The organism is Streptomyces sp. NC-S4, from assembly GCF_054353315.1.
In genome coordinates this window covers 7,660,186-7,679,844 of record NZ_CM135937.1, presented here as the reverse complement: position 1 = coordinate 7,679,844, position 19,659 = coordinate 7,660,186, and the positions used below count along the sequence as shown (strand labels likewise).

The following is a 19,659-nucleotide window of genomic DNA, read 5'->3' as shown; positions in this document are numbered from 1 at the left end:
GCCGTTCACACAACACGATGTCAGCTCCCCTGACCGGCGTGGGCGAAGTCGGCCCTGCTCAGCTCGGCGACGGGGCCGGCCACACGCGCCATGTACGGTTCCTTCGTGATCGTCGAGCGGTCGCCGGGGGCGTAGACGAGGTGAACGCGGCCGCTGGTCATGCCTTCCGGAGCCTGCGAGCCAAGCGACCACAGATGTCGCTGACATGCCGTCAAGGGGCACGACGTCTCGTGTTTCACGTTCACTTATCGGGGTTTCCTTCGAGCCGTACCGGGACCTCCTGGTGCCCGTTGAAGATCAGGGAGGGCAACGGCACCAGACAGTCGGCTTCGACGGCGAGTTCGAGTGCGGGGAACCGGGAGAAGAGGGCTTTCAGCGCGATGCGCCCTTCCAGACGCGCGAGTTCGGCGCCCAGGCAGTAGGTGCTGCCGTGACTGAAGGCCACGTGCTCGCGGGCCGTGGCACGGGTGATGTCGAAGAGATCGGCGTCCGCGCCGTGGACTTCGAGATCGCGGCCGGCCGCGGCATAGTTGATGACGATGGCGTCGCCTCGCAGGAACGTCAGTCCGGTCGCCTCGTCGTACAGGTCCTCCGTGGGGAACCGCATCATGAAGTTGGCCACCGGCGCCTGGTGGCGCAGGGTCTCCTCCACCACCTGTTCCCAGCCGACCCGGCCCGCCATGGCCAGGTCCAGCTGGGCCGGGTGCGTGAGCAGGTTGACCACGGCGTGATCCAGCAGGTTCGCCGTGGTGCCGTAGCCGGCACCCATCATCATCCAGAGGCTGTCAGCCAGCTCCCGTTCGGTGAGCCGGCCCGCGTGGTGGGCCTGGACCAGAGCGGTGCTGACGTCGTCACCAGGGCGTTCGGTCTTGAGCGCGATCAAAGCCCCGAGGAGCCGCTCGGCCTCAGCCGTGTTGGCGGCTACCTGCTCCGCGGTCAGATTCGTCATGAACACCGTGTCGTTGATGCCCTGGAAACCGTGCTGCATGCTCTCCGGCAGGCCGAGGAGCGCAGTGACCGTCCGCCACGGCAGCCGCTCCGCGAAGTGCCTCCGCAGATCGACGACCCCGTCGGGCACGGCGGCCGCTGCCACCGCCAGGTCGTCGAGCAGCGCGGCCGTCGTCTCCTCGAGCCACGGGGCGAGCGCTCGTACACGTCGGAAGGCAAACGTGGGGACCAGCGGCTGACGCAGTCGGCTGTGGTCCGGCCCGTATGCGGTCTGGACGGTGCGGATGTCGACCCAGATCCTCAGCGGCCAGTCGGTGGGGAGGTCACCGTCGAGGAATGCGGGCCAGTGCCGATGGGCGTCCTTGGAGATACGGGGGTGGACCAGCAACCGCCGGACGAGGCCCGGGTCGGTCACCGACCATGCCGGTACACCGCCGGGCAGCTCGACTCGGGCCGCCGGCCCCGCGGCACGCAGTGCTGTGGCTTCGCCGTGAATGTCCGCGGCGCTGCCATCCAGCCGGTAGGGGCAGCATCTGGGGGATGGGAGGGAGGACATTTCCTACGCTTTCGGCGGTGTCGGTCGGACTCAGGTGCGTACGGCGGTCAGGAGTCCGTAGCGCAGCTGTGGGAATTCGAAGAAGCACGTGCCCAGTTCGGCCGCTGTTTCCATTTCGTGGGCCTGCTGGCCGTCGAGGTCGCGTGCGGCCTTCCGCCAGCCGTCGGTCATGCTGTCGTAGGAGCGGCGTACGTTCTCGGTCGTGTCGGTGTAGTCCACGACCGTCAGTCCCGCCTGCTCGAGCAGCTTGCCGTACCGGTCGGCGCTCAGGGAGACCATGAAGAACTTGCACGCGTCGGCCATGCGGTCTGCGTCCGGCCCGTCGAGCTCGCCTTCGAGGCCGTGCTCGGCGATGACGAGCCGCCCGCCGGGGCGCAGGACGCGGGCGATGTGGCCGAGGGCCGCTTCTTTGTCCTTCATGTGCATCAGGGACTCGATGGCGTACGCGCCGTCGAACGACTCGTCCGGGAAGGGCAGCTCCATGGCGTCGGCCAACCGGAACGTGGCCCGTCCGGGAAGCTCCGGCGGTTGCGGTCGGCTGTTGGCCAGTTCGACCTGGTAGTCACTGACGCTGACTCCGGTGACCTGTACGGCGTGGTGCGCGGTGATGCGTGCCGCGGTGCTCCCGTGTCCACAGCCCACGTCGAGCAGGTGCTGGCCCCGGGCCGGGACGAGGCGTTCGGCGACGAGGTCCGTCAGCCGGTCGGTCGCCACCCGCATGGGACTGTCGTCCGCTTCGCCGTCCCAGTAGCCGACGTGGATGTTTCCGCCGAGCGCCTCGTCGTACACATCCGTGTGACGGTTGTAGAAGGTCCCCACGTCGCCGGACGTGTGGGATTGCTGCGTCAGCATGAAGCGACCTTTCACAGTTCAATGAGCTGCTTGCCAGGGTTGCGAGAGGACGTGACGCCCGGACAGCTGGTTGCGGCACGGGAAAGGTGAAGCGCGCCCATAGAGGGGAGCAGGGGGAGCAGGCCCCTGGACCGGGGGCTCGGAGCCCCAGCCACCGGCCTTCAGAAGCCCGTTCGTGCAAGAAACAAGTGCCGTTGCGTCAGCAGGAGAGGCCGACTGCTGCCCGGAACGGTGCTGTCACGACCGGGGACCGGAATGCGCAAGGGCCCAGGCCGAGCCGAGCCCGTTTGGCTCACTGACCGGAAGGGGCGTTCGAGAGGAAGTGCTCGCGCACCACGGGGATGAGTTCCTGATGCGACCTGGTAGCCGGCGCTGTCGGCGGTCCAAGGTTTGGAACATACGTTCGAGTTTGATGACGATGACGTCCTGGGTCGCAGTGGCCATTCTCATCCTCTGGGCGGAGGGGGGATGAAACGAACAATAGCGGCGAGGTAGATCTCTCTTCATAACCTGCAAGCAGATGGGTCAATCTTTCACCTATAGGGATGAAAACATGCACTCACTCCATAACATGCGAGACACCCCGATAGTTGCCTTAGAGGGTGAGCGAGGCGTGGGCCCGCTGCTCAGGCGCACCGCGGACTCACGGTGCGTCCGTCACGTCCAGCCCTGACGGGCCCCTCCTGCGCGTCGCAGTCGATACCGGCCGCTGACGGGTCGGAGTCTGCGTCCTTCTCGTGCAGCGGGGTGATCGCCGCACAGCCGGTGGAGCGGTTCGGCAGCGGAGTCTCCGGGCGCGATCGTGTCCGCGTCCAAGTCCTGCTTCTGGGAGGAATGACATGTCGAAAGCTTCGCGCACGACACCACCTGCAGGCCGACCCGTGGTCATCACTGGGGCCTCATCAGGTCTGGGGAAGGCATGCGCGCTCCACCTGGCGAGGGTCGGCTTTCACGTCTTCGCCGGAGTGCGCCGTCCTGAGGACGGCGAGGGGCTGCGCCTGTCCACCACCGGACGGCTGACCCCCGTCGTCATCGACGTGACGGACGAGAAGACGGTCCTGGCCGCTGTGCACGAGGTCACCGGGGCGGTCGGTGAGGCCGGCCTGTGGGGGCTCGTCAACAACGCGGGCATCGCCGTCACGGCTCCGCTCGAATGCGTTCCCAGCGAGCTCATGCGTCGGCAACTGGACACGAATGTCACGGGTCAACTGCTGGTGATCCAGGGCTTTCTGCCGCTGCTGCGGGCCGGTTCCGGACGGATCGTCAACGTGACCTCGGGCCTCGGGAACGTGGCCATTCCCTACCTCGGCGCCTATGCCGCCGCCCAGTTCGCCAAGGAGGCACTCAGCGACGCGCTGCGCCGCGAACTCGCTCCGCAGGGGATCCCCGTCACCGTGGTCCAGCCCGGCGCCGTCCTCACCCCGCTGTGGGAGAAGATGTCCGACGCGGGCAGTCGGGCGCTGGAGAGCGCCCCGGAGCCGGTCCACAACCTCTACCGCAGCACATTCCCGCGGTTCATGGTGAACAACGAGACCTCGGCCCGGACCAGCCGCACGACCCCCGACGACGTGGCCCGAGTGATCTTCCGAGCACTGGTCGCCAAGCGGCCCGGGACCCGCTACGGGGTCGGCCACGACGCCAGGGGAAGCCGCGTGCTGGCCAGGCTGCTGCCTGACCGGGCGATCGACCGCATTCTGGGCGGGATCGTCACACCCGCCAGATGACCACAGTCCTCACCACCCGGTACCACAACATTCAGAGAGGAGCGCCGGTATGAGCGCGACGCAGGAGCTGAAGGACCTGTTCAAACACGGCCTGGACCTGCTGGAGGAGGGGAAGATCGAGGAGTGGATCGACGGCTTCGCCGACGACGGCGTGCTCGAATTCCCTTATCCGGCATGGGGCCTCCCCACCCGGATGCAGGGCCGGGAGGCGTTGCTCGCCCAGATGACGATGTTCCGTGACCAGCTGAAGGTCGCGTTTTCCGAGCCAGAGTTCTACGCCACCACCGAGGACGGCCTGGTCGTTGCGACCTTCACCGCCGACTGCACGTTGCTCGCCACCGGGGGCCACTACCACCAGACCTACCTGTCGGTGGTGCGCTACGTGCAGGGAAGGATCGTGCTCTTCCGTGACTTCTGGAATCCCTGGCTGGTGATGGAGGCTGCCGGCGGCGAACACGCCTGGAAGGATCTCCTGCCGAGGATGCCCCGAAGCTGACTCCGCTTGCCCGCTTCAGATGGCGGGTGCCGCCGCATCCTGAAATGATCCTTCATCAGGTTCCCTCCCGCGCCCATGCAGGCTTTCGCCACCGCCTGGCGGTCGGGACCGGACCAGCGAGGCTGTTGTCACCTGTCCACAAGGGCTGCCAGGTGCCCACGCACACACTCCACCGACGGATCGCACGCGTGGGCTGCTCCGCCGACAAGGCCGCAGGCGCCAGCAGCTCAACGACAGCGTGAGACGTGGCCACCGGCACCGGAGGCTGTCGGGCCATGTCCGGCAGCCTCCCTTCCACTGAGAAGGACGGAGGGCTGGATGCGGCGGTCGCACCCAGCCCTCGTGCACACGGACCAGCAGGTCAACGCACTCTTCCCCTGGCTTTCAGGTGCGTCGGCGGGAGTTCGGGGGACGGAATCGGAGGGCCGTCGTAGCCCTTGACCTCGCCGAATCGGGACCCGTTCATCCAGTCTTCTCGGGCCTGCGCGATGTCATCGTGGGACCGGCCGATCCAGTTCCAGAACGTAACACGAGATATCCGTCTTCGTGCAGGTCAGGAATGGATTGGAACCTCTGGGGTCAGCAAAAGGTCAGCATTGGCGCCCCAGGAGTCCCGCACCGCATGGCAACGAAGTCTCTGCCCCATGGCATGGGCACCTTCTACAAGGACTGCGAGCACCCGCAGTCCCGCTGGTCGAAGTGCCCGCACGACTACACGCTCCGTTACCGCAACGCGGCCGGGAAGCAGACCGAGGAGGCCGGCTTCTCCACCCAGGAGAAGGCCATCGCCCGCCTCACCACCATCTACCAGGAGAAGAAGGCAGCACCCAGGAATCAGAGCAAGGCCGACCGCATCCAGAAGTACGGTGCGATGCAGTTCCGCGAGTACACCGCGGAGTGGAAGGCCGGCCAACGCGACCTCGCCGAGTCCTCGCTCCGCACCCTGGAGTCCCTGCTCGGGCACCACATCCTGCCCACCCTCGGCAGCCGCCGGATGAGCACCTTCGACCACAAGGTCGTCGACGGCTTCATCCGAACCATGGAGCGCAACGGCGCCGGCCTGGCCACCCAGTCCAACGCCTTCGACAAGGTCAAGTCGGTCCTCCTGGACGCCTACCGCCTCGGCATCTACACCGAGAACCCCGTCCTGGGCGTCAAGCCCCCGCAGTACGACCCCGAGCGCGCGGTGATCCCCTCCCCCGCCCAGCTCCGCGACATACGCATCGCCGGCGACGACCGCTTCCTCCTCATCGCCGACCTGATGAGCGGCTGCGGCATGCGCAACGGCGAGGCCTTCGCCGTCAACCTGACCAACATCGTCGCGAGCGACGTCTACCGGATCACCGAACAGGTGAACCAGACCACCAAGACCTACGGCCGACTCAAGCACCGCAAACCCACCGACTACCGCGACGTCCCGCTCCCGGCCCGCGTCCGCGAGACGATCGAGTGGTACGCCGACAAACACGGCACGGTCGACGGCTACCTCCTGCGTCACCCCCAGGACCCCACGAGGCCGTTCCTGGCCTACTACCTCCAGAACCAGTGGCAGCGCATCAAGCGCGCCGGCGAAGTCGACGTCCCCGACGGCATGGTGATCTACAGCCTCCGCCACTTCTTCGCCTCGAACTGCCTCACCAACGGCATCCCCATCACCGACGTCGCCGAATGGATGGGCCACAAGAGCCTCGACATCACCTTCAAGATCTACCGCCACCTCATGCCCGGCTCCATCGGCAAGGCCGCCAAGATCCTGAACGTCGGCCTGGCGGCTTGACCGGCGAGGCTCAGGAGCAAGCGCCCTACTCGATCCCTCGCTTGCGTACTCCAGCAACCAAGGAGGTCGCACATGTTTTCGGCATATGCGCCGGGGAGATAACCATCCCAATACTGCGCGCACGCCAGCAGGGGGTGTCATGAAGTACGACCTGTCCGGTCGCTTGGTGGTAGGGATCGCCTCCAGTGCACTGTTCGACCTCACCGACTGCGACGCAGTGTTTCGAGAGCGGGGAGAGGATGCCTACCGCGCTTACCAAGAGGCCCACGTGAAAGACGTGTTGGCAAAGGGCGTTGCCTTCCCTTTCGTCCGGCGCCTGCTGTCGTTGAACGACCTAGCGGAACCAACCGACTCGCTGGTTGAGGTCATCATCCTGTCGCGAAACGACCCCGACACAGGCCTACGGGTAATGCGTTCGATCGAAGCGCACGGCCTGCCCATCAGCCGAGCCGTCTTTCGGCAGGGACGTTCGTCACACAGGTTCATGCCGGCACTGAACATGTCGTTGTTCCTGTCTGCCAATGGGGCTGACGTTCATGAGGCGGTGGCAGATGGAATGCCAGCGGGTCACGTGCTTGAGACAGCGCGGGTTGATGACGAGGCCGACCCTGAACTGCGCATCGCTTTCGACTTCGACGGTGTGCTGGCGGGTGACTCAGCCGAGCGGATCTTCCAAAACGCTGGCATCGACGAGTTCCGTGCGCACGAGGTCCGCAATGCGACCACACCTCACGATCCAGGACCGTTGAGCGCGTTCCTCGCTGGCATCAACCGCATCCAGCGCCGCGAGGAGGACGAGCGCCGCAAAAATCCCGGGTATCAGCCTCGCCTTCGAGTGTCCCTGGTCACCGCTCGGGACGCCCCCGCACATGAGCGTGCCGTGCTGAGCCTCAAGCAGTGGGGGCTACGGGTCAATGACGCCTTCTTCCTCGGCGGCATCGACAAGGCTCCCGTCATCGGTGCCCTGGATCCGCACATCTTCTTCGACGATCAGGTCTCCCACCTGAATGGCACTGCGTCGGCAACACCCAGCGTGCACATACCGTTCGGAGTCGTCAATGCGCCCTCATGAGTGCGCTGGGTATCAGGCGTTGGTGCCTTCACCAGAGCGCTGAAACTAGCTGAAGCAGCGGATGCGCATGCAACCCGAACGAACCTGTCTGCGCGGGAGTCGAGTTTCCCAATCTGCCAGTTGCCGCTCCACCGTCACGCCCGCACCGCACCCTCGAAAGCGCTTGCTCGGCAGACGCCTTCGGGCGTGTGGAGAACCGGATACCAAGCCGGATGTCGGCTTCGGCCCTGCCCAGTGGAGTCAGCTCGTTGGCCTTCGAAGCGCCGAGGGTGTGGGGCGGCCGATGGGCAAGACACCAATGACGATCAGACGGGGCACTTCGGTGGCACTTCGGGCGTAGCTGGTGATCCATACACGGTCGCCGAAGTCGGAGTATCCGGCCTGATGGTTGCTGTGGTCGCCGACCAAGAGCATCCCGAACGGTGGCCCCGTGGCGGTGTAGTTGGCAGCCTGGGCAAGATAGTCCCGCTCCACGAGCTCGGGGGGCGCTTTAGTCTTGCGGCGTTTGACCTCGATCACGAACCGCCGCCCAGGCTCCGGCGTGTAGGTGACATCGGTGCGTCCCGACGCCACATCGACGACTTCCCGCTGGACGGTACCCGGGGTGAGTACACCGCTGAGGTGCTGGTGGATGTCGTCCTGGACAGACTTCTCCGGCCAGGTTCCGGGCGATCCGTCGTTCTTGTCGGGCGCAGGCCCCAGGTAGGCGGTCCGATCGCCGTACAGGTCGGCCTGTCCGTCGAACCGGTCGTGCAGAAAGCGCAGGAAGTGTTCGAGCAAGACGGTGTAGTAGGTGCTGTCCGGCACCTGCCACGCCGGGCTGCGTTCGAGGACTGCGAGCAGGGACTCCAATTTGGCGTCGACCCGGGCGTTGCCGGTGGGAGTGTAGCCGCGGTCGGCCTGCTGGATCAGGCTTTCGATCCGGTCCAGCAGGTCGGGGTCAAGCCCGTCGGGCGCCAGTGCCGAGCCAAAAAGGATACTGAGCCCAGGGCGCCCATCCAGCGCTTTTCCCGGCAACACGTCTTGGGCTCTCGCTGTCTGGTTGCGGCGCTGCTGTACTGCGGCGAGCAGTGCCTGGGCATCGGGATGGCTGGCGAACGCCGGATCGCCGGCGAGTGCCTGCTCCAGGTGGTGGAGCAGTCCCTCACGGCGGAGAAAGGGTGCCTCCACGGCCGGGGGAATGAGCAGGGCAAGACCGTGCCCCTCAGAGGCTGAGCTGGTCATGCTGGTGTGGACCGAACGGCTGGCCTGGTAGACCTGCAATAGGTCGTTGAGGGCGGTGGCTGGGGAGTACCAGCTTGGCTGGTCTAGGTGCAACGCCGCAGTACGCAGGCCGTCCACCAGTCTCGACCAGGCGCTCTGGCTCAGCCCGCGGGCACTGAGCCAACTGAGTTCGTCCATGCGGCCGCGCCAGGCACTGAGCTGAGCCACGGCCTCTTCCAGGCGCGCCGCGCCCGCCTCGACCTCGGATCGCGATGGCGCCGCCGTTTTACTGACCGGTGGTCCGGCGAAGGCCAGTACGCAGCCCAAAGCCTCCGCGTACGCCCGTGCGTCCAGGCGCGCCTCCTGGGTACGGTCGAGCTCCGTGAACCGCAGCAGGGCGCGGCGCATGCACGCCTCCGCCTCAGCGTGGTCGGCCGCCTCCAGCGCGCGCCGCAGTTCCCCTACCGCGACTTCGAACCCGGCGTCGGCTTGGGAGCCAGGTGCAAGGGCAGCGTGGTTCTCCAGGATGCAGAGCACTTCCAGCAGGCCGCCATCGGGATAGTGGTCGTGAGTGATACCGATCAGCAACGGCAGTCGCTCCAGGGCTTCTACAGGTTCCTGACCGGTGATCTCCGTCAGGATGAGGAGCAGGCGGTGCGGACTGGACTTGCCGGCCACGCACAGTCGAAGAAGCCCGACAATCGCCGGCTGTGCAAAGGCCGGACCCGCAGTCCCGCTTAGGGCCTCCTCGGCATGCGTCGCTAGAACACGCCCCGCCTGCTTGCCCAGTTCATCCAGCAACACTGAGGAGGAACACAACACGTCCAGTGCGTCGGACAAGACCCAGGCCGCGTACGGCTTGCTCAGCCCTCGGATCGCCGCAGCAACAAGTCCGTCGTGCTCCAGGTCGGCGGCGCCAGCGGTGTCCTTGGCCATGGCCTGGAGGAGGTACGGCAGCTGCGGTCCGAGGGCGATGGCGGCCGCCTCACGCACCACGGCGGGTTTGCCACCCAGATCGGCAAACGTCGGGCCGGCATCCAAGTCCTCGTCACTGGCCTGGGTCGCCCACTGCTGAAGGAGCTGCTCGACGTCACTCACCGTCATACCCCCCTGCGTCCCCGCGGCCCACACCGATCACCCATCCCTCACACTAGAACATATGTTCGCCGCTGCCGGTGAGAATACGTTCCCTCGGTAGCAGACCTTCCGCAAGCTCCGGCTGCGCTGTCGTCAGCACCACCTGGAGGCCCGGCAGCTCTTCCGACAGCGCCTGCAGCTCAGCGATCAGCGTGCGCGCAGGTACCTCTGTGACCTCCTCCGCCGCAACCGAGTCGATCAACAGCAGGCCTGGATGGGTAGCAACGCCCCGAGCAGCTCCCACCCGCAGCAGTGCAATGACCGTCGCGATCCGCATCCGCAGCCGGTCACCACGGCTCAGCCGCTTGAAGGCCGTCCCCACACCCGCCTTGACGGCATTGACCTGCCCCGCCCGGTTCAACCTGACGCTGTCCAAATTCTGTACACCGAACCGGGCCGCCAACTCCACGATCTGCTTGTCCATTACCGGGAAGAGCCTCTTCGCCTCGGCATCGACGTAGCGGCGCACCACATCGTGCGTCGTCTCCAGTACCGCATCGGGACCATCCACGTTCGCCTGCCCCGTCTGCCCACCTCCCAGCTGCGGGCCGGTAGCGGCCAACTGCCCTTGCAGCACCGCCGCCCTCAGCTCGAGGTCACGCAGCCGTTGATGCACTCCGGACACGGAGAGAACGCCCTGCAGATCGGCATGCGCCTGCTCCCGGCCTGTCTGGGCCTGCTCTACCCCCGCCTTGGCTGCGTCCCGCTGCTGCCGGGCCTTCGCTTCGGCGGCTTCGGCCGACGCCAGCTCCACTTGCAGCCCCTCGAGCACGGCCTCCGCCGTCTCAGCGTCGATCTCCGGCAGCGTCCTCGTGCACACCGCGCACGCCGCGCTCTCGCGCTCATCGGCCCGCCGCTCCGCCTCCAGCGGCTCCTCACACCGGGGGCAGCACACCGGATTCAGGCGGCCCAGCACTCGACGGGCCTGCCACGTCTCTCGCGTGTCCATGAGCGCCTGCTGCGCCCGGATCCGGGCGGCCGTCAGATCCGCCAGTGCCTGCTCAAGGTCATCCAGCTGTTCCAAGCGCTCACGCAGAACGGCGCCAGCCTGGTCCGCCGCGTTCAGCAGCGGTGTCACATCGCGCTGCTGGTCGGCGCGCAGCTCCGCGATTTCCTTACCCAGTCCGGCCAGTTCCCTGCGCCAGGTCTCTCGGTCTGCCTTCCGGGCTGCCTCGTCGTCCTGGGCACGCCGCTCCTGTTGACGCACCAGCTTCGTCTCCCGCTTTCCGGCCACGGACAGCTGGGTGAGCGCCGTGCTGTAGGGGACGTCGACGAACAGTTCCAGCAGCCGGCCCGGCAGCCCGACCGCGCTGACGTCCCCCAGCAAAATCTCGTCGCCGCCCGGGTTGAGGTAGCAGGCACCGAAGTACGACGCCCAGCCGTGGACCTGCGCGGCGCCTTCACCGTCGGCACCACCCTTGCCTTGCCACATGCTGGTGTGCTCCATGCGCAGCACATCCATCAGGTAGCTGGAGATGACGCGACTGGTGTCCTCCAAGCCGGTTGCCTCGGCGACCAAGCGCAGTTCCCCGTCCGCTGATTCCAGCAGTTCTGCTTCAGAGTCGGCGGTCGAGATGCGGCACGCTGCTGCCGGACGGGACGCGGGTGTGAATGCCAGGGCGATCCGTGTGGGTCGGCCCGCGACCATCACGTCGACCGACAGCGTCCGCAACCAGGAGCGGACATCGGGCGGCAGATCTCTGGGGGCGCCGCGTAGCGGCCAGACCAGACACTCCAGCAGGCTCGTCTTGCCGGCACTGTTGGCGGGATGAGCAATAACCCACACGCCCGGGCCGAAGAACTGCTCGAAGCCGAAAACGTCGCCTGAATGCTTGATGCCGCTCATCCTCAGCCGCAGCACAGTCAGACGCCGGTCTGCCGGTGCCGGGCTCTTCAGGGTTATGCCGGCTTCCTGGAGGATGCCGTCGACCTGCCCGGCCTTCAGGCCGACCATGTCGGCCACTTCCTCCAGCAGCTGCCCGGCACCCGGTGCCAGTGGGCCGGAACCGGATGCAGAAACGATCACGGGGTACTCCTAGTTGGTGGAAGGCAGAGAAGCGGGTTGGCAAGCCTTCAAGCGGGCGAGGCGTTCCCGTGCCTGCTCGGTGATGGGGGCGATGTGCCGGCCGATCGAGGTCTCCGCATAGTCCTTCATGAGGTACTGCCGATTCTTCAGCTGTGTCCCTCCCAGCCCGTCAACCAGCGCCACCAGCTGCTTGGTGCGGCTTATGTACCACTCCAGGGCCGGAGCATCAGTGGTCAGACCGCTTGCCACCTCACGTCCTAGCTGCAGCAAGAAGTAGAGGTGCTCTGCCACTCGATTCGTTCCCAGGACCTGTGTCTTGCGTACCAATCCCCGTTCCACCAGGAGAGCCAGGGCCTCATCCAGCTCCTCGAACGCCCCGAAGCGGTGCCTCAGCATGGGGAAGCGCCGGAGGTCCGGTTCCTCAGAGCCAAGGATCTCCTCAGCCAGATCCAGCAGGCCGCTGTCGTCCGGATGCGTCTCATACTCGTTCATGAGTTCGTACGCCAGGTAGTCGGGATAGCGGAGCCAGAAATCCAGCTTTTGCAGACGCACCTGCGTCCGCACCACACCCACTGCGGTGTCAGGGCAGTTGAGGCCAGCAGGTACCGGCTGGGCCGAAGCGTTGATCAGAAGTAGCAGCCGTACTGCGTCCTGCCACCGGCTCGCCCGACGGACACCGTGTGCCAAGACCATCAGCCCCCCCCCCCAATTCGGTAGATCAGCGCACCCATCATCCCAGCCCAGCCACTCTGCCGCGCCCACGTTGCCGTAACCCGAGCCTGCAGGAGCATCACGAGTTCATGAGGTGAGGAAGGTGCGCAGGAGTTCACCGGGCCTGGCGGCCTGGCTTTCGCGACCACCGCGACGAGGCTGTGCGTCCGCTATGCCGCTCGTAGCTTCATGCGTTGGCCGCTACTCGTCATCGGGGATCTCTTCCATGACCTGCCCGAGGTACTTCCGGGTCACGCGGTAGCGCTTCGGCTTCGGCGGCGGCGGTAGGGCCCACCCGTTGGCCTTCGCCTCCGCGATGGAGTTAGCACCCCATTCCCGCATGATGCTGATCCAGACTGAGTCAGATGATCGATGCCTCCAGTAGCGCTCGAAGAACCAGTCACTCCGGCGACCATCTGTGATCTCGGCCTGGACCACGTCGAGGTGATCCAGCAGGTCCGCGCAGACCTGTTGCGCCTCTTCGAACGCGCCCCGGAGCGTGTGATTATTCCGTCGCCTCGTTCGCAGCGGCCAGTGCTCCCTGAACTCCCGCTGTACCGCCCACTCGATCGGGGTCTTGTCGCTCTTCGTATCGTTGCATCTGTCGCAAGCCGGGACCAGGTTGTAGTAGCTGTCCAGCCCACCCCTGGACCAAGGTATGACGTGGTCCATCGTCTCGGCCGTGCTGTCGCAGTAGACACACTTCCCGTCATTCGCTGACAGGACCATGAGCCAAACCCACGTGTTGTGCTTCTTTCTCCCCACCTTTTGTCCCCTGAAATCAGACACTCGACGTGTTCGCCGTATGGGCAGCCTCACTGCTGGTCTCTGGGAACTCCTTTGCAGCCTGCAGAGGATCGCGAGCTTGGGTGAGGGAAAACGTGGTCGCGGTTGTCATCACTACACTCGCCAGTCACTCTTGAAGCCCGGCTGGCCAGCAAAGAGCTCGACCGCCATGCGGAGCAACGGCTCGCACTCCGCTCCGTCGATGGGACAGGCCTCCATCGGGATCGTCTCACCGTCCTTCTCTGCGGCCACGAGAACGGGTTCGTGCTGCTTGACAGTCCATCGTAGGTAGTCGAGGAATCTGAGGGCGTGGGCCGGGTCGTTCAGCACGACGAAGGCGGCTCTCTGTGGAGTGCCTGCGTCGAAATTGGGACCGTCCGGCGCCGCGAGAATGAGCGTCGAGAAGTCCGCGCCAGCACCCTGCCACCACGACGCGGGTCGCTCGCCGTTTAGGTCCGCTTGTACCGCGAAGGCGATCTTCCCCTCGGCGACGATGCACTTAGCGACGAAGTCGTGCACTTCTTGCAGCGAAACCACCGCTGCCCCTTTCTGAACTTGTTGCACTAAAGTCTTCAGTACGGCAGTGGAGAAACCCTTTGTGTGAGCGGTCGGTATGGCTTAGCGGATACGAGCCCTGGCCCTCGCTTGGGCGCGCTCGAAGGTCGGCCTTGTGAGATCGAGGGTGCTTCCGAGAACCGCGACGAACCCGTTCACCTGCTGCCGGGCAGCCTGCTCCTGGTTCGTCGGCATCGCGAAGATGTCCGCCATGGCGCCGGCCTGCGCAGCCCAGTCGGCGCGAACCCCCTGATACGCCTGCCAGTTCTCTCGGTGCTCTTCGCGGGCGTGACGGAGGACGTGTTCAGGCACCGCCTCGAATGCCAGGATTTCGTTCACCTGCAACTGAAGTTCCCACATGGCCACGGCCTGATCCGTGGTGATGGGCGCGACCGCGGGACCGAAGCCGCGGACGATCTCAGGGAGTCCCCGCGTCCGCCACGGACTCGCCACGGTACTGAGAGCGTCCGCGATGTTGTCGAAGTCCGGCCTCCGGCTCTCCTCCCCGGCGCGGATCCACTGTTCCGCGATCCGACGCTGACCGCTGGTCGCCGCAGGATCTGCAAACTGAGCGACAACCTTGTTCGCAGTGCTTCTACGGCGCGGGCCGGAGTTGATGCCGACACTTTGCGCCCAGGTACGAAGTGCCCTACGGGCTTGGACGCCCGGGACGACGGTGTCGTTCATGCACCAGAAGTACAGGACCACGGGGATCATGGTCCGATGCGGTACGCGTGCGAGTGGTGACCTGAGCTTGGCCGCGTTCAGCTCGTAGAACAGCCGACGCTGCTCCGGCGGATAGAGCCGGCGATCGCTGCCTCGCTGCGTTGTCTTCCGGTAGAGCGGCGGCGCAAGGAGACCAACCTCGACGTAGTCGGTGACCGTCCGCGGACTCACCGTGATTCCCAGGGAGCGGGCATCCTCCACCAGGTCGTCAGCCGTCCCGGCCGACCACTCGCCCAGCTGGTCTGTCATGGGCTGGAACTTACACCGGGATCGAGGCGATCGAGCGGGACTTCTCAGGCTCCGCTGTCCCAGAGTAAGGAGCAACGAAACGCCCTCGCGCCGCTCCCTCTCGCAAAGTCGGCGGCACGAGGGCCTGGCACCCCTTGGAGGGCCCATGTACCACCGTACGCGCTACCCCATCCGCCGCCGCCGACCCGTCGGGGACCGCCGCCCGGCATGGCGGAAGGGCCTCCTCACACACCTCCTCCGTGTCGCCGGGGGAGCCGTTGTGGCACGGCCGTCACTGTGGGGCTCAACCACCTGATCCGCTGAACCGATGACTCCCCTGTGGCGGCAGATCGTCAAGTAGTTGGCGGCGGGGGCCAAGCGTTTCACGTATGGACGCTGGAGCCCCCAACGCGGGCAACGGGGTTGATGCAGGGGACTCAAGTCGGTGTGCTGCTGCGAGTGTGGGGGTCGTGATCCCCGCCAACACGCCCGGCAGCCCACCCGTGCTCTACACCGACAGTGTCGCCATACCCGTCGGGACACTCCGGACGACCGCCCGATCAAGCAGTGGCACCCAGAAAGCCACTCCGTGGTCGACACCGGCGCCTACCAACACACGACGGCTGGTACCTACGTGACGGGAGATCCTCAAGGCCGACACCGAAGTAGGCCGGGACATCAGCCCGAACCTGCTGCGGGTTCCGCAGCTCGCCAGCAGTGAGCTCGCCGCCCGGGTCCGCCCCGCTGTACACGTACATCGGCACGCGCGGCTTCGAGCCGAAGCACCCGGCCCCGGGCAGCAAGGATCGGCGCCTCACCGTGAATGCGATCTACGCACACGGCACCAAGCGCTCGGCGAAGAACGCCCTCGGCGACTTCGGCTGAAGATCGCACAGGGAGCTCAACTCGGGTTGGTTTCCCCGTATGGGAGTTCGTGGCCTGAGTCGCTGAGCCGTCTCACTGAACATACGTATCGGGCTGCGGAAGTGCCACTCTCGGCAACCTGTCCTATTGCATGTCGACCCGCTGTTGCTTGACCCAGGCGTGCACTTCGGACACCTTGAACTGGATCTTGGCGTTCCGACCGGCACCGAACCGGTAGACGGCGAGCCCTGCCCGAGGTGCTTCCCTGTACACCCACTGCACCGACATGTTCAGGTACTGAGCGGTCTCTCTCACATCCATGAACTGCGGCACCATCGGAACTCCCTGGAGCTTGAGGACCGGAATTCAAATCCCGGCACTGGTCTTGCTCTATGCCTCTCACGACGGAACAGGCTTGGCCCTGCCGTGACTCGGCGCTATGATCCGGCCGCCTCGCGACTTCCGCAGGTTGCAGGCGAGTTCTGGGAATAACTGTGGCTGCCGGGTGATTCTCGGTTCCCTGGATCTGAATCAGGAGAACAGGGGCATGCCGGTGAGTGATCTGAGAGCCTTTCGTGTTCACGACGGGACGGCTACGGAGATGCAGGGGTCGGCCGTTGCCCTGGAAAGGCAGCTGCAGACTCTCATCGAAGCCAACATGGAGGCGATGCTGGGCATCCGGTTCCTGGCCAGCGAGTACCCCACCGGACGTCACCGAGGCCGTATCGACTCTCTGGGCCTGGACGAGAACGGGACGCCGGTGATCACCGAGTACAAGCGGACCCGGGACAAGGAGCTGCTCCCGCAGGCCCTGTCGTACCTGGCGTGGCTGGAGGACAATCACCACGAGTTCGAGCGGCTCGTCGCAGACCGGCTCGGCTCCGAGGCCGCCGGGGCAGTCGACTGGAGCAACCCCCGGGTCGTCTGCATCGCAGGGGACTTCACACCTCACAGCGCCGTCGCGCTGGAGGTCATCGGCCGAAGGATCGACCTCGTCGCCTACCGCGCGTTCGAGGACGTACTCACTCTCCGGCTGGTCGCCTCAGTAGCTGGGACAGCAGCTCTTGCCCAGCGGCGGCCTTCTCTCGCCTCCGCCTCGGCCAGCGCGCGTACGAGCGTGAAGTCGGTGCAGCAGTTCCTGGACGAGTCACCGTCAGGGCTGAGAGCCCTGTTCGCAGACCTGGACGCGGTGTTGCTCGCCCATGGTGACGTACGGAGGGAAGCACAGCTGCACTACTTCTCGTACCGCCGGATCAAGAGCGTGGCGACTGTCCGCGTTCAGCCCAGAAATCGTGCCCTCGTGGTCAACCTGCGTGTACCGCCCGACGCGGTCGAGTTGGAGAACGGGTTCACGCGGGACGTCAGCGGGGTGGGCTGCTTGGGGCTCCGGGGCGGGATCGAGGTGCGGATCAGATCCCAGGAGGATCTGGAACGGGCGGGCGCTCTCATACAGCGGAGCATCACGGCCGGCTGAGACCTCGATGCACGAAGGGCGGTCGCCGTATCCGGGGTTCCGGTACGGCGACCGCCCTTCGTCCGTCCGCCTGTCTCTGCGTGCTCTGCCTGAGCCCGTCATCTCAGAGCTCCGGCCCCGCCAGCTCGAAGGCCTCCTGGCCGAGGGCTGCACGGAGGCGCTGTTCGGCAAGGCCGGCGTAGTGGGCGGAGAGCTCGACACCGATGAAGTGGCGGCCTTCCTTCAACGCGGCAACGCCGGTGGAACCTGAGCCAGTGAAGGGGTCGAGGACGGTGCCTCCCGGTGGGCAGACCTGGACGAGCTGCTGCATGACCTCGACGGGCTTCTGGGTGATGTGCACGCGGTCCTTGCGGGGCTGGGACGCGATGTAGTGGCCGGGCAGGTAGAGATCGCGGGTGTTGTCGAGGCTGCCCTTGACGCCCCAGACGATGAACTCCGAGTCCTGCTTCGGACCGCCCTTGCGGGGCCGGGAGGCCGGCTTGATCCAGGGGATGGTGCCGGACCAGGTCCAGCCGGCCATCTGGAGGGCATCGGTGGTGGTCGGTTCCTGCCTCCAGTCGGTGAAGACCATCGCCACCGCGTGTTCGCGGGAGGCCCGGTACGACTCGGTGAGCAGGTCGGTCAGCCAGGCGCGGTACGAGCGCTGGTCGCGGTTCTCACCGGGGAAGTTCTGCAGGTCGTGCTTGGCGTCGCCGCTGGTGTACTTCGCGCGGGCGGTCCGCCCGGTTCGATCCGAGCTGGTGCGGCCGCCCGAGTTGTAGGGCGGATCGGTGATCACTGCGTCCACGCTAGCGTTCGGCAGGGATTTGAGGACGGTGAGCGCATCTCCTCGGTGCAGCGTGTACGACACAGGTGCGGCCTTTCATTCGTCTTGCGGTCGGTCGCGATCCCAGATCTGTTGTGGATTCCGGGAGTACGCACCGGGGATTACCCCTCCGTAGAGCCTCGGGCGGCGCTCTCGTGGGTTTGGTGCGGTGGAGGTTAACCGACTTACTCAGCCATGCCGAATGGGACCGCGCTCCCCTCGAAGAGGGACCTGCACGAATTCTCAGCCTGCTTGGTGCGGCCGGATTCCGTCCATACAGTCTCGCCGAGTTCAAGCAGTGGAGCTGCTGGAGATTCGGAAGGACGTACCTCTCATGTGCCGAATGAGATTACGAGCGCGGCTGGCTGCCGCACGCCACCACCAGGGACGTAGGTGCGAGTTAGCCGCTCCCCTGCGTCATCACTGCCTCTTGGCCCGCTGAGGCCGAGCATTCACGACCAGTGCGGCACCGGTGGCCTTTCGACGAGAACTCCGGTGCTGCCCTGTCTACGAGTAAGGAGCTGCGGATGCAGCTTGCCCGGGCACGTCCAACTCCCTGGCCCAGGCTTCGGTGTCAGCGAATATCCGGCGGTCACCCATGATCAAGGTTGCCGCGATAGCCGGCGCGGTGGCGGTCGCTCCGCTGATCCTGATCGCGCCGCTCACTGTTGCTCTGATCGGCTCCTCGAACGCACAGGCTGCCTGCGGTGACCAGCAGGGTGTCGATACGGCCGCGGTGGCCGGGCAGGTGGAGTCGGTCCTCAAGGGCAGCAGCAGCTCAGTGTCCGTGCCGGGCCTGGACGACCCCAAGGAGCAGATCCCGAACGCCAAGGCGATCCAGGCGACCGGCGCGGCGATGAAGGTGCCCGTTCGCGGGCAGATCGTCGCGCTGGCCACCGCCCTGCAGGAGTCAGGGCTCCGGAACCTCGACTACGGGGACAGGGACTCCTTGGGGCTGTTCCAGCAGCGCCCATCGCAGGGCTGGGGGACGCCGGAGCAGGTGCGCGATCCCGTCTACGCCTCGACGAAGTTCTACGAGGGACTGCTCGAGGTGTCGGGATGGGAGTCAATGACCGTCGCCCAGGCTGCTCAGGCAGTGCAGGCCAGCGGTTTCCCCCACGCGTACGCGAAGTGGGAGCCGTTGGCGACAGCCCTGCAGAAGGCGATCAGCACCGCCCTTCCCCAGGGTGGAGCCAACGCCAGCCCTGCGGGAGGCACTCCAGCCCCGACAGCCCTTGGCGGTGGGTGCGCTGACGGTACGGCCTTCGGCCCGATTCCGCCCGGCTCGCTCCCGGACGGGTACCAGATTCCGGCGGATGCCCCGAAGGCCGTGCAGACGGCTATCCGTTGGGGCCTGGGACAGCTCGGTACCCCGTACCAGTGGGGCGGCACCTGCACCGAGCCGCGGGGGCCGGACCCCATGGGGCGGTGCGATTGCTCCTCCCTGATGCAGATGTCCTTCAAGGCCGGCGGAGTCTCGCTGACCCGGACCACGTACACGCAGGTCAACGAAGGCCGTGCGGTGAGCGTCGACACCCTCCAGCCCGGCGATCTGCTGTTCACGCGCGGCACGGCCGCCGTACCCGAACACGTCGGGATGTTCATCGGCTCGGGGCTGATTCTCCACGCACCTCGGACCGGTGACGTGGTCAAGATCTCGACCCTCGCGGACTGGAAGCCGGACGTACTCGCAGTCCGTCGCGTCGTCTGACCGATCTC

General features: G+C 66.1%; 18 protein-coding genes and 1 pseudogene. 7 read left to right on the top strand and 12 right to left on the bottom strand.

What is annotated here, in order from left to right; translation table 11 throughout:
• Positions 1–20: 20 nt before the first annotated feature.
• The 3 genes from ACXNSR_RS34410 to ACXNSR_RS34400 all read right to left on the bottom strand — a co-directional run bounded on the left by ACXNSR_RS34410 (position 21) and on the right by ACXNSR_RS34400 (position 2,356).
• On the bottom strand, positions 21–161 hold the full coding sequence (locus ACXNSR_RS34410) for a hypothetical protein (RefSeq protein WP_458639238.1): 141 nt from the start codon (positions 159–161) through the stop codon (positions 21–23).
• Positions 162–241: 80 nt separating this feature from the next.
• Positions 242–1,363, bottom strand: coding sequence for a cytochrome P450 (locus ACXNSR_RS34405; RefSeq protein ID WP_458639237.1), 1,122 nt, complete (start codon positions 1,361–1,363; stop codon positions 242–244).
• A 171-nt stretch (positions 1,364–1,534) separates the two neighbouring features.
• Complete coding sequence (locus tag ACXNSR_RS34400; protein ID WP_458639236.1) at positions 1,535–2,356, bottom strand: SAM-dependent methyltransferase; 822 nt, start codon at positions 2,354–2,356, stop codon at positions 1,535–1,537.
• A gap of 839 nt (positions 2,357–3,195) precedes the next feature.
• Between ACXNSR_RS34400 and ACXNSR_RS34395 the strand changes: the two genes are divergently transcribed.
• Both ACXNSR_RS34395 and ACXNSR_RS34390 read left to right on the top strand, forming a co-directional pair.
• Entirely contained in the window at positions 3,196–4,080 is an 885-nt protein-coding gene (locus ACXNSR_RS34395; RefSeq protein ID WP_458639235.1) for an SDR family oxidoreductase, read from the top strand.
• A gap of 49 nt (positions 4,081–4,129) precedes the next feature.
• The gene (locus tag ACXNSR_RS34390; protein ID WP_458639234.1) at positions 4,130–4,576 is read left to right on the top strand and encodes a nuclear transport factor 2 family protein; all 447 of its coding nucleotides are present in this window, start codon (positions 4,130–4,132) and stop codon (positions 4,574–4,576) included.
• 361 nt (positions 4,577–4,937) lie between these two features.
• Here the strand turns inward: ACXNSR_RS34390 and ACXNSR_RS34385 are convergent.
• A pseudogene (locus tag ACXNSR_RS34385) lies at positions 4,938–5,105 on the bottom strand (pirin family protein); the annotation flags it as partial.
• A 120-nt stretch (positions 5,106–5,225) separates the two neighbouring features.
• On the opposite strand from ACXNSR_RS34385, the gene ACXNSR_RS34380 reads away from it, so the two are divergent.
• Both ACXNSR_RS34380 and ACXNSR_RS34375 read left to right on the top strand, forming a co-directional pair.
• Complete coding sequence (locus tag ACXNSR_RS34380; RefSeq protein ID WP_458643469.1) at positions 5,226–6,353, top strand: tyrosine-type recombinase/integrase; 1,128 nt, start codon at positions 5,226–5,228, stop codon at positions 6,351–6,353.
• 139 nt (positions 6,354–6,492) lie between these two features.
• On the top strand, positions 6,493–7,425 hold the full coding sequence (locus ACXNSR_RS34375) for a 5'-nucleotidase (protein ID WP_458639233.1): 933 nt from the start codon (positions 6,493–6,495) through the stop codon (positions 7,423–7,425).
• 240 nt (positions 7,426–7,665) lie between these two features.
• Here the strand turns inward: ACXNSR_RS34375 and ACXNSR_RS34370 are convergent, their stop codons facing one another.
• From ACXNSR_RS34370 to ACXNSR_RS34345, 6 genes are all read right to left on the bottom strand, one after another.
• Positions 7,666–9,726, bottom strand: a complete 2,061-nt coding sequence (locus ACXNSR_RS34370; RefSeq protein ID WP_458639232.1) for an NACHT domain-containing protein — start codon at positions 9,724–9,726, stop codon at positions 7,666–7,668.
• Positions 9,727–9,778: 52 nt separating this feature from the next.
• On the bottom strand, positions 9,779–11,791 hold the full coding sequence (locus ACXNSR_RS34365) for a coiled-coil domain-containing protein (RefSeq protein WP_458639231.1): 2,013 nt from the start codon (positions 11,789–11,791) through the stop codon (positions 9,779–9,781).
• Positions 11,792–11,800: 9 nt separating this feature from the next.
• Positions 11,801–12,484, bottom strand: a complete 684-nt coding sequence (locus ACXNSR_RS34360; RefSeq protein WP_458639230.1) for a hypothetical protein — start codon at positions 12,482–12,484, stop codon at positions 11,801–11,803.
• Between the two features lie 219 nt (positions 12,485–12,703).
• Positions 12,704–13,267, bottom strand: a complete 564-nt coding sequence (locus ACXNSR_RS34355) for an HNH endonuclease (RefSeq protein WP_458639229.1) — start codon at positions 13,265–13,267, stop codon at positions 12,704–12,706.
• A gap of 135 nt (positions 13,268–13,402) precedes the next feature.
• A complete protein-coding gene (locus ACXNSR_RS34350; RefSeq protein WP_458639228.1) occupies positions 13,403–13,807 on the bottom strand; it encodes a hypothetical protein in 405 nt (134 codons plus the stop codon).
• 99 nt (positions 13,808–13,906) lie between these two features.
• Entirely contained in the window at positions 13,907–14,818 is a 912-nt protein-coding gene (locus ACXNSR_RS34345; RefSeq protein WP_458639227.1) for a hypothetical protein, read from the bottom strand.
• Positions 14,819–15,514: 696 nt separating this feature from the next.
• Here ACXNSR_RS34345 and ACXNSR_RS34340 point away from each other — a divergent pair.
• Positions 15,515–15,682, top strand: a complete 168-nt coding sequence (locus tag ACXNSR_RS34340) for a hypothetical protein (protein WP_458639226.1) — start codon at positions 15,515–15,517, stop codon at positions 15,680–15,682.
• Positions 15,683–15,805: 123 nt separating this feature from the next.
• Here ACXNSR_RS34340 and ACXNSR_RS34335 read toward each other — a convergent pair whose 3' ends face one another.
• Positions 15,806–15,997 carry a helix-turn-helix transcriptional regulator gene (locus tag ACXNSR_RS34335; protein WP_458639225.1) on the bottom strand — a complete coding sequence of 64 codons (192 nt, stop codon included), beginning with the start codon at positions 15,995–15,997 and terminating at the stop codon, positions 15,806–15,808.
• 169 nt (positions 15,998–16,166) lie between these two features.
• On the opposite strand from ACXNSR_RS34335, the gene ACXNSR_RS34330 reads away from it, so the two are divergent.
• Entirely contained in the window at positions 16,167–17,135 is a 969-nt protein-coding gene (locus ACXNSR_RS34330) for a DUF5655 domain-containing protein (RefSeq protein ID WP_458639224.1), read from the top strand.
• 103 nt (positions 17,136–17,238) lie between these two features.
• Here ACXNSR_RS34330 and ACXNSR_RS34325 read toward each other — a convergent pair whose 3' ends face one another.
• Positions 17,239–17,985, bottom strand: coding sequence for a DNA-methyltransferase (locus tag ACXNSR_RS34325; protein WP_458639223.1), 747 nt, complete (start codon positions 17,983–17,985; stop codon positions 17,239–17,241).
• Between the two features lie 553 nt (positions 17,986–18,538).
• Here ACXNSR_RS34325 and ACXNSR_RS34320 point away from each other — a divergent pair.
• Positions 18,539–19,651: a C40 family peptidase gene (locus ACXNSR_RS34320; protein WP_458639222.1), complete on the top strand. Its 1,113-nt coding sequence runs from the start codon at positions 18,539–18,541 to the stop codon at positions 19,649–19,651.
• The last annotated feature ends 8 nt before the right edge of the window (positions 19,652–19,659 follow it).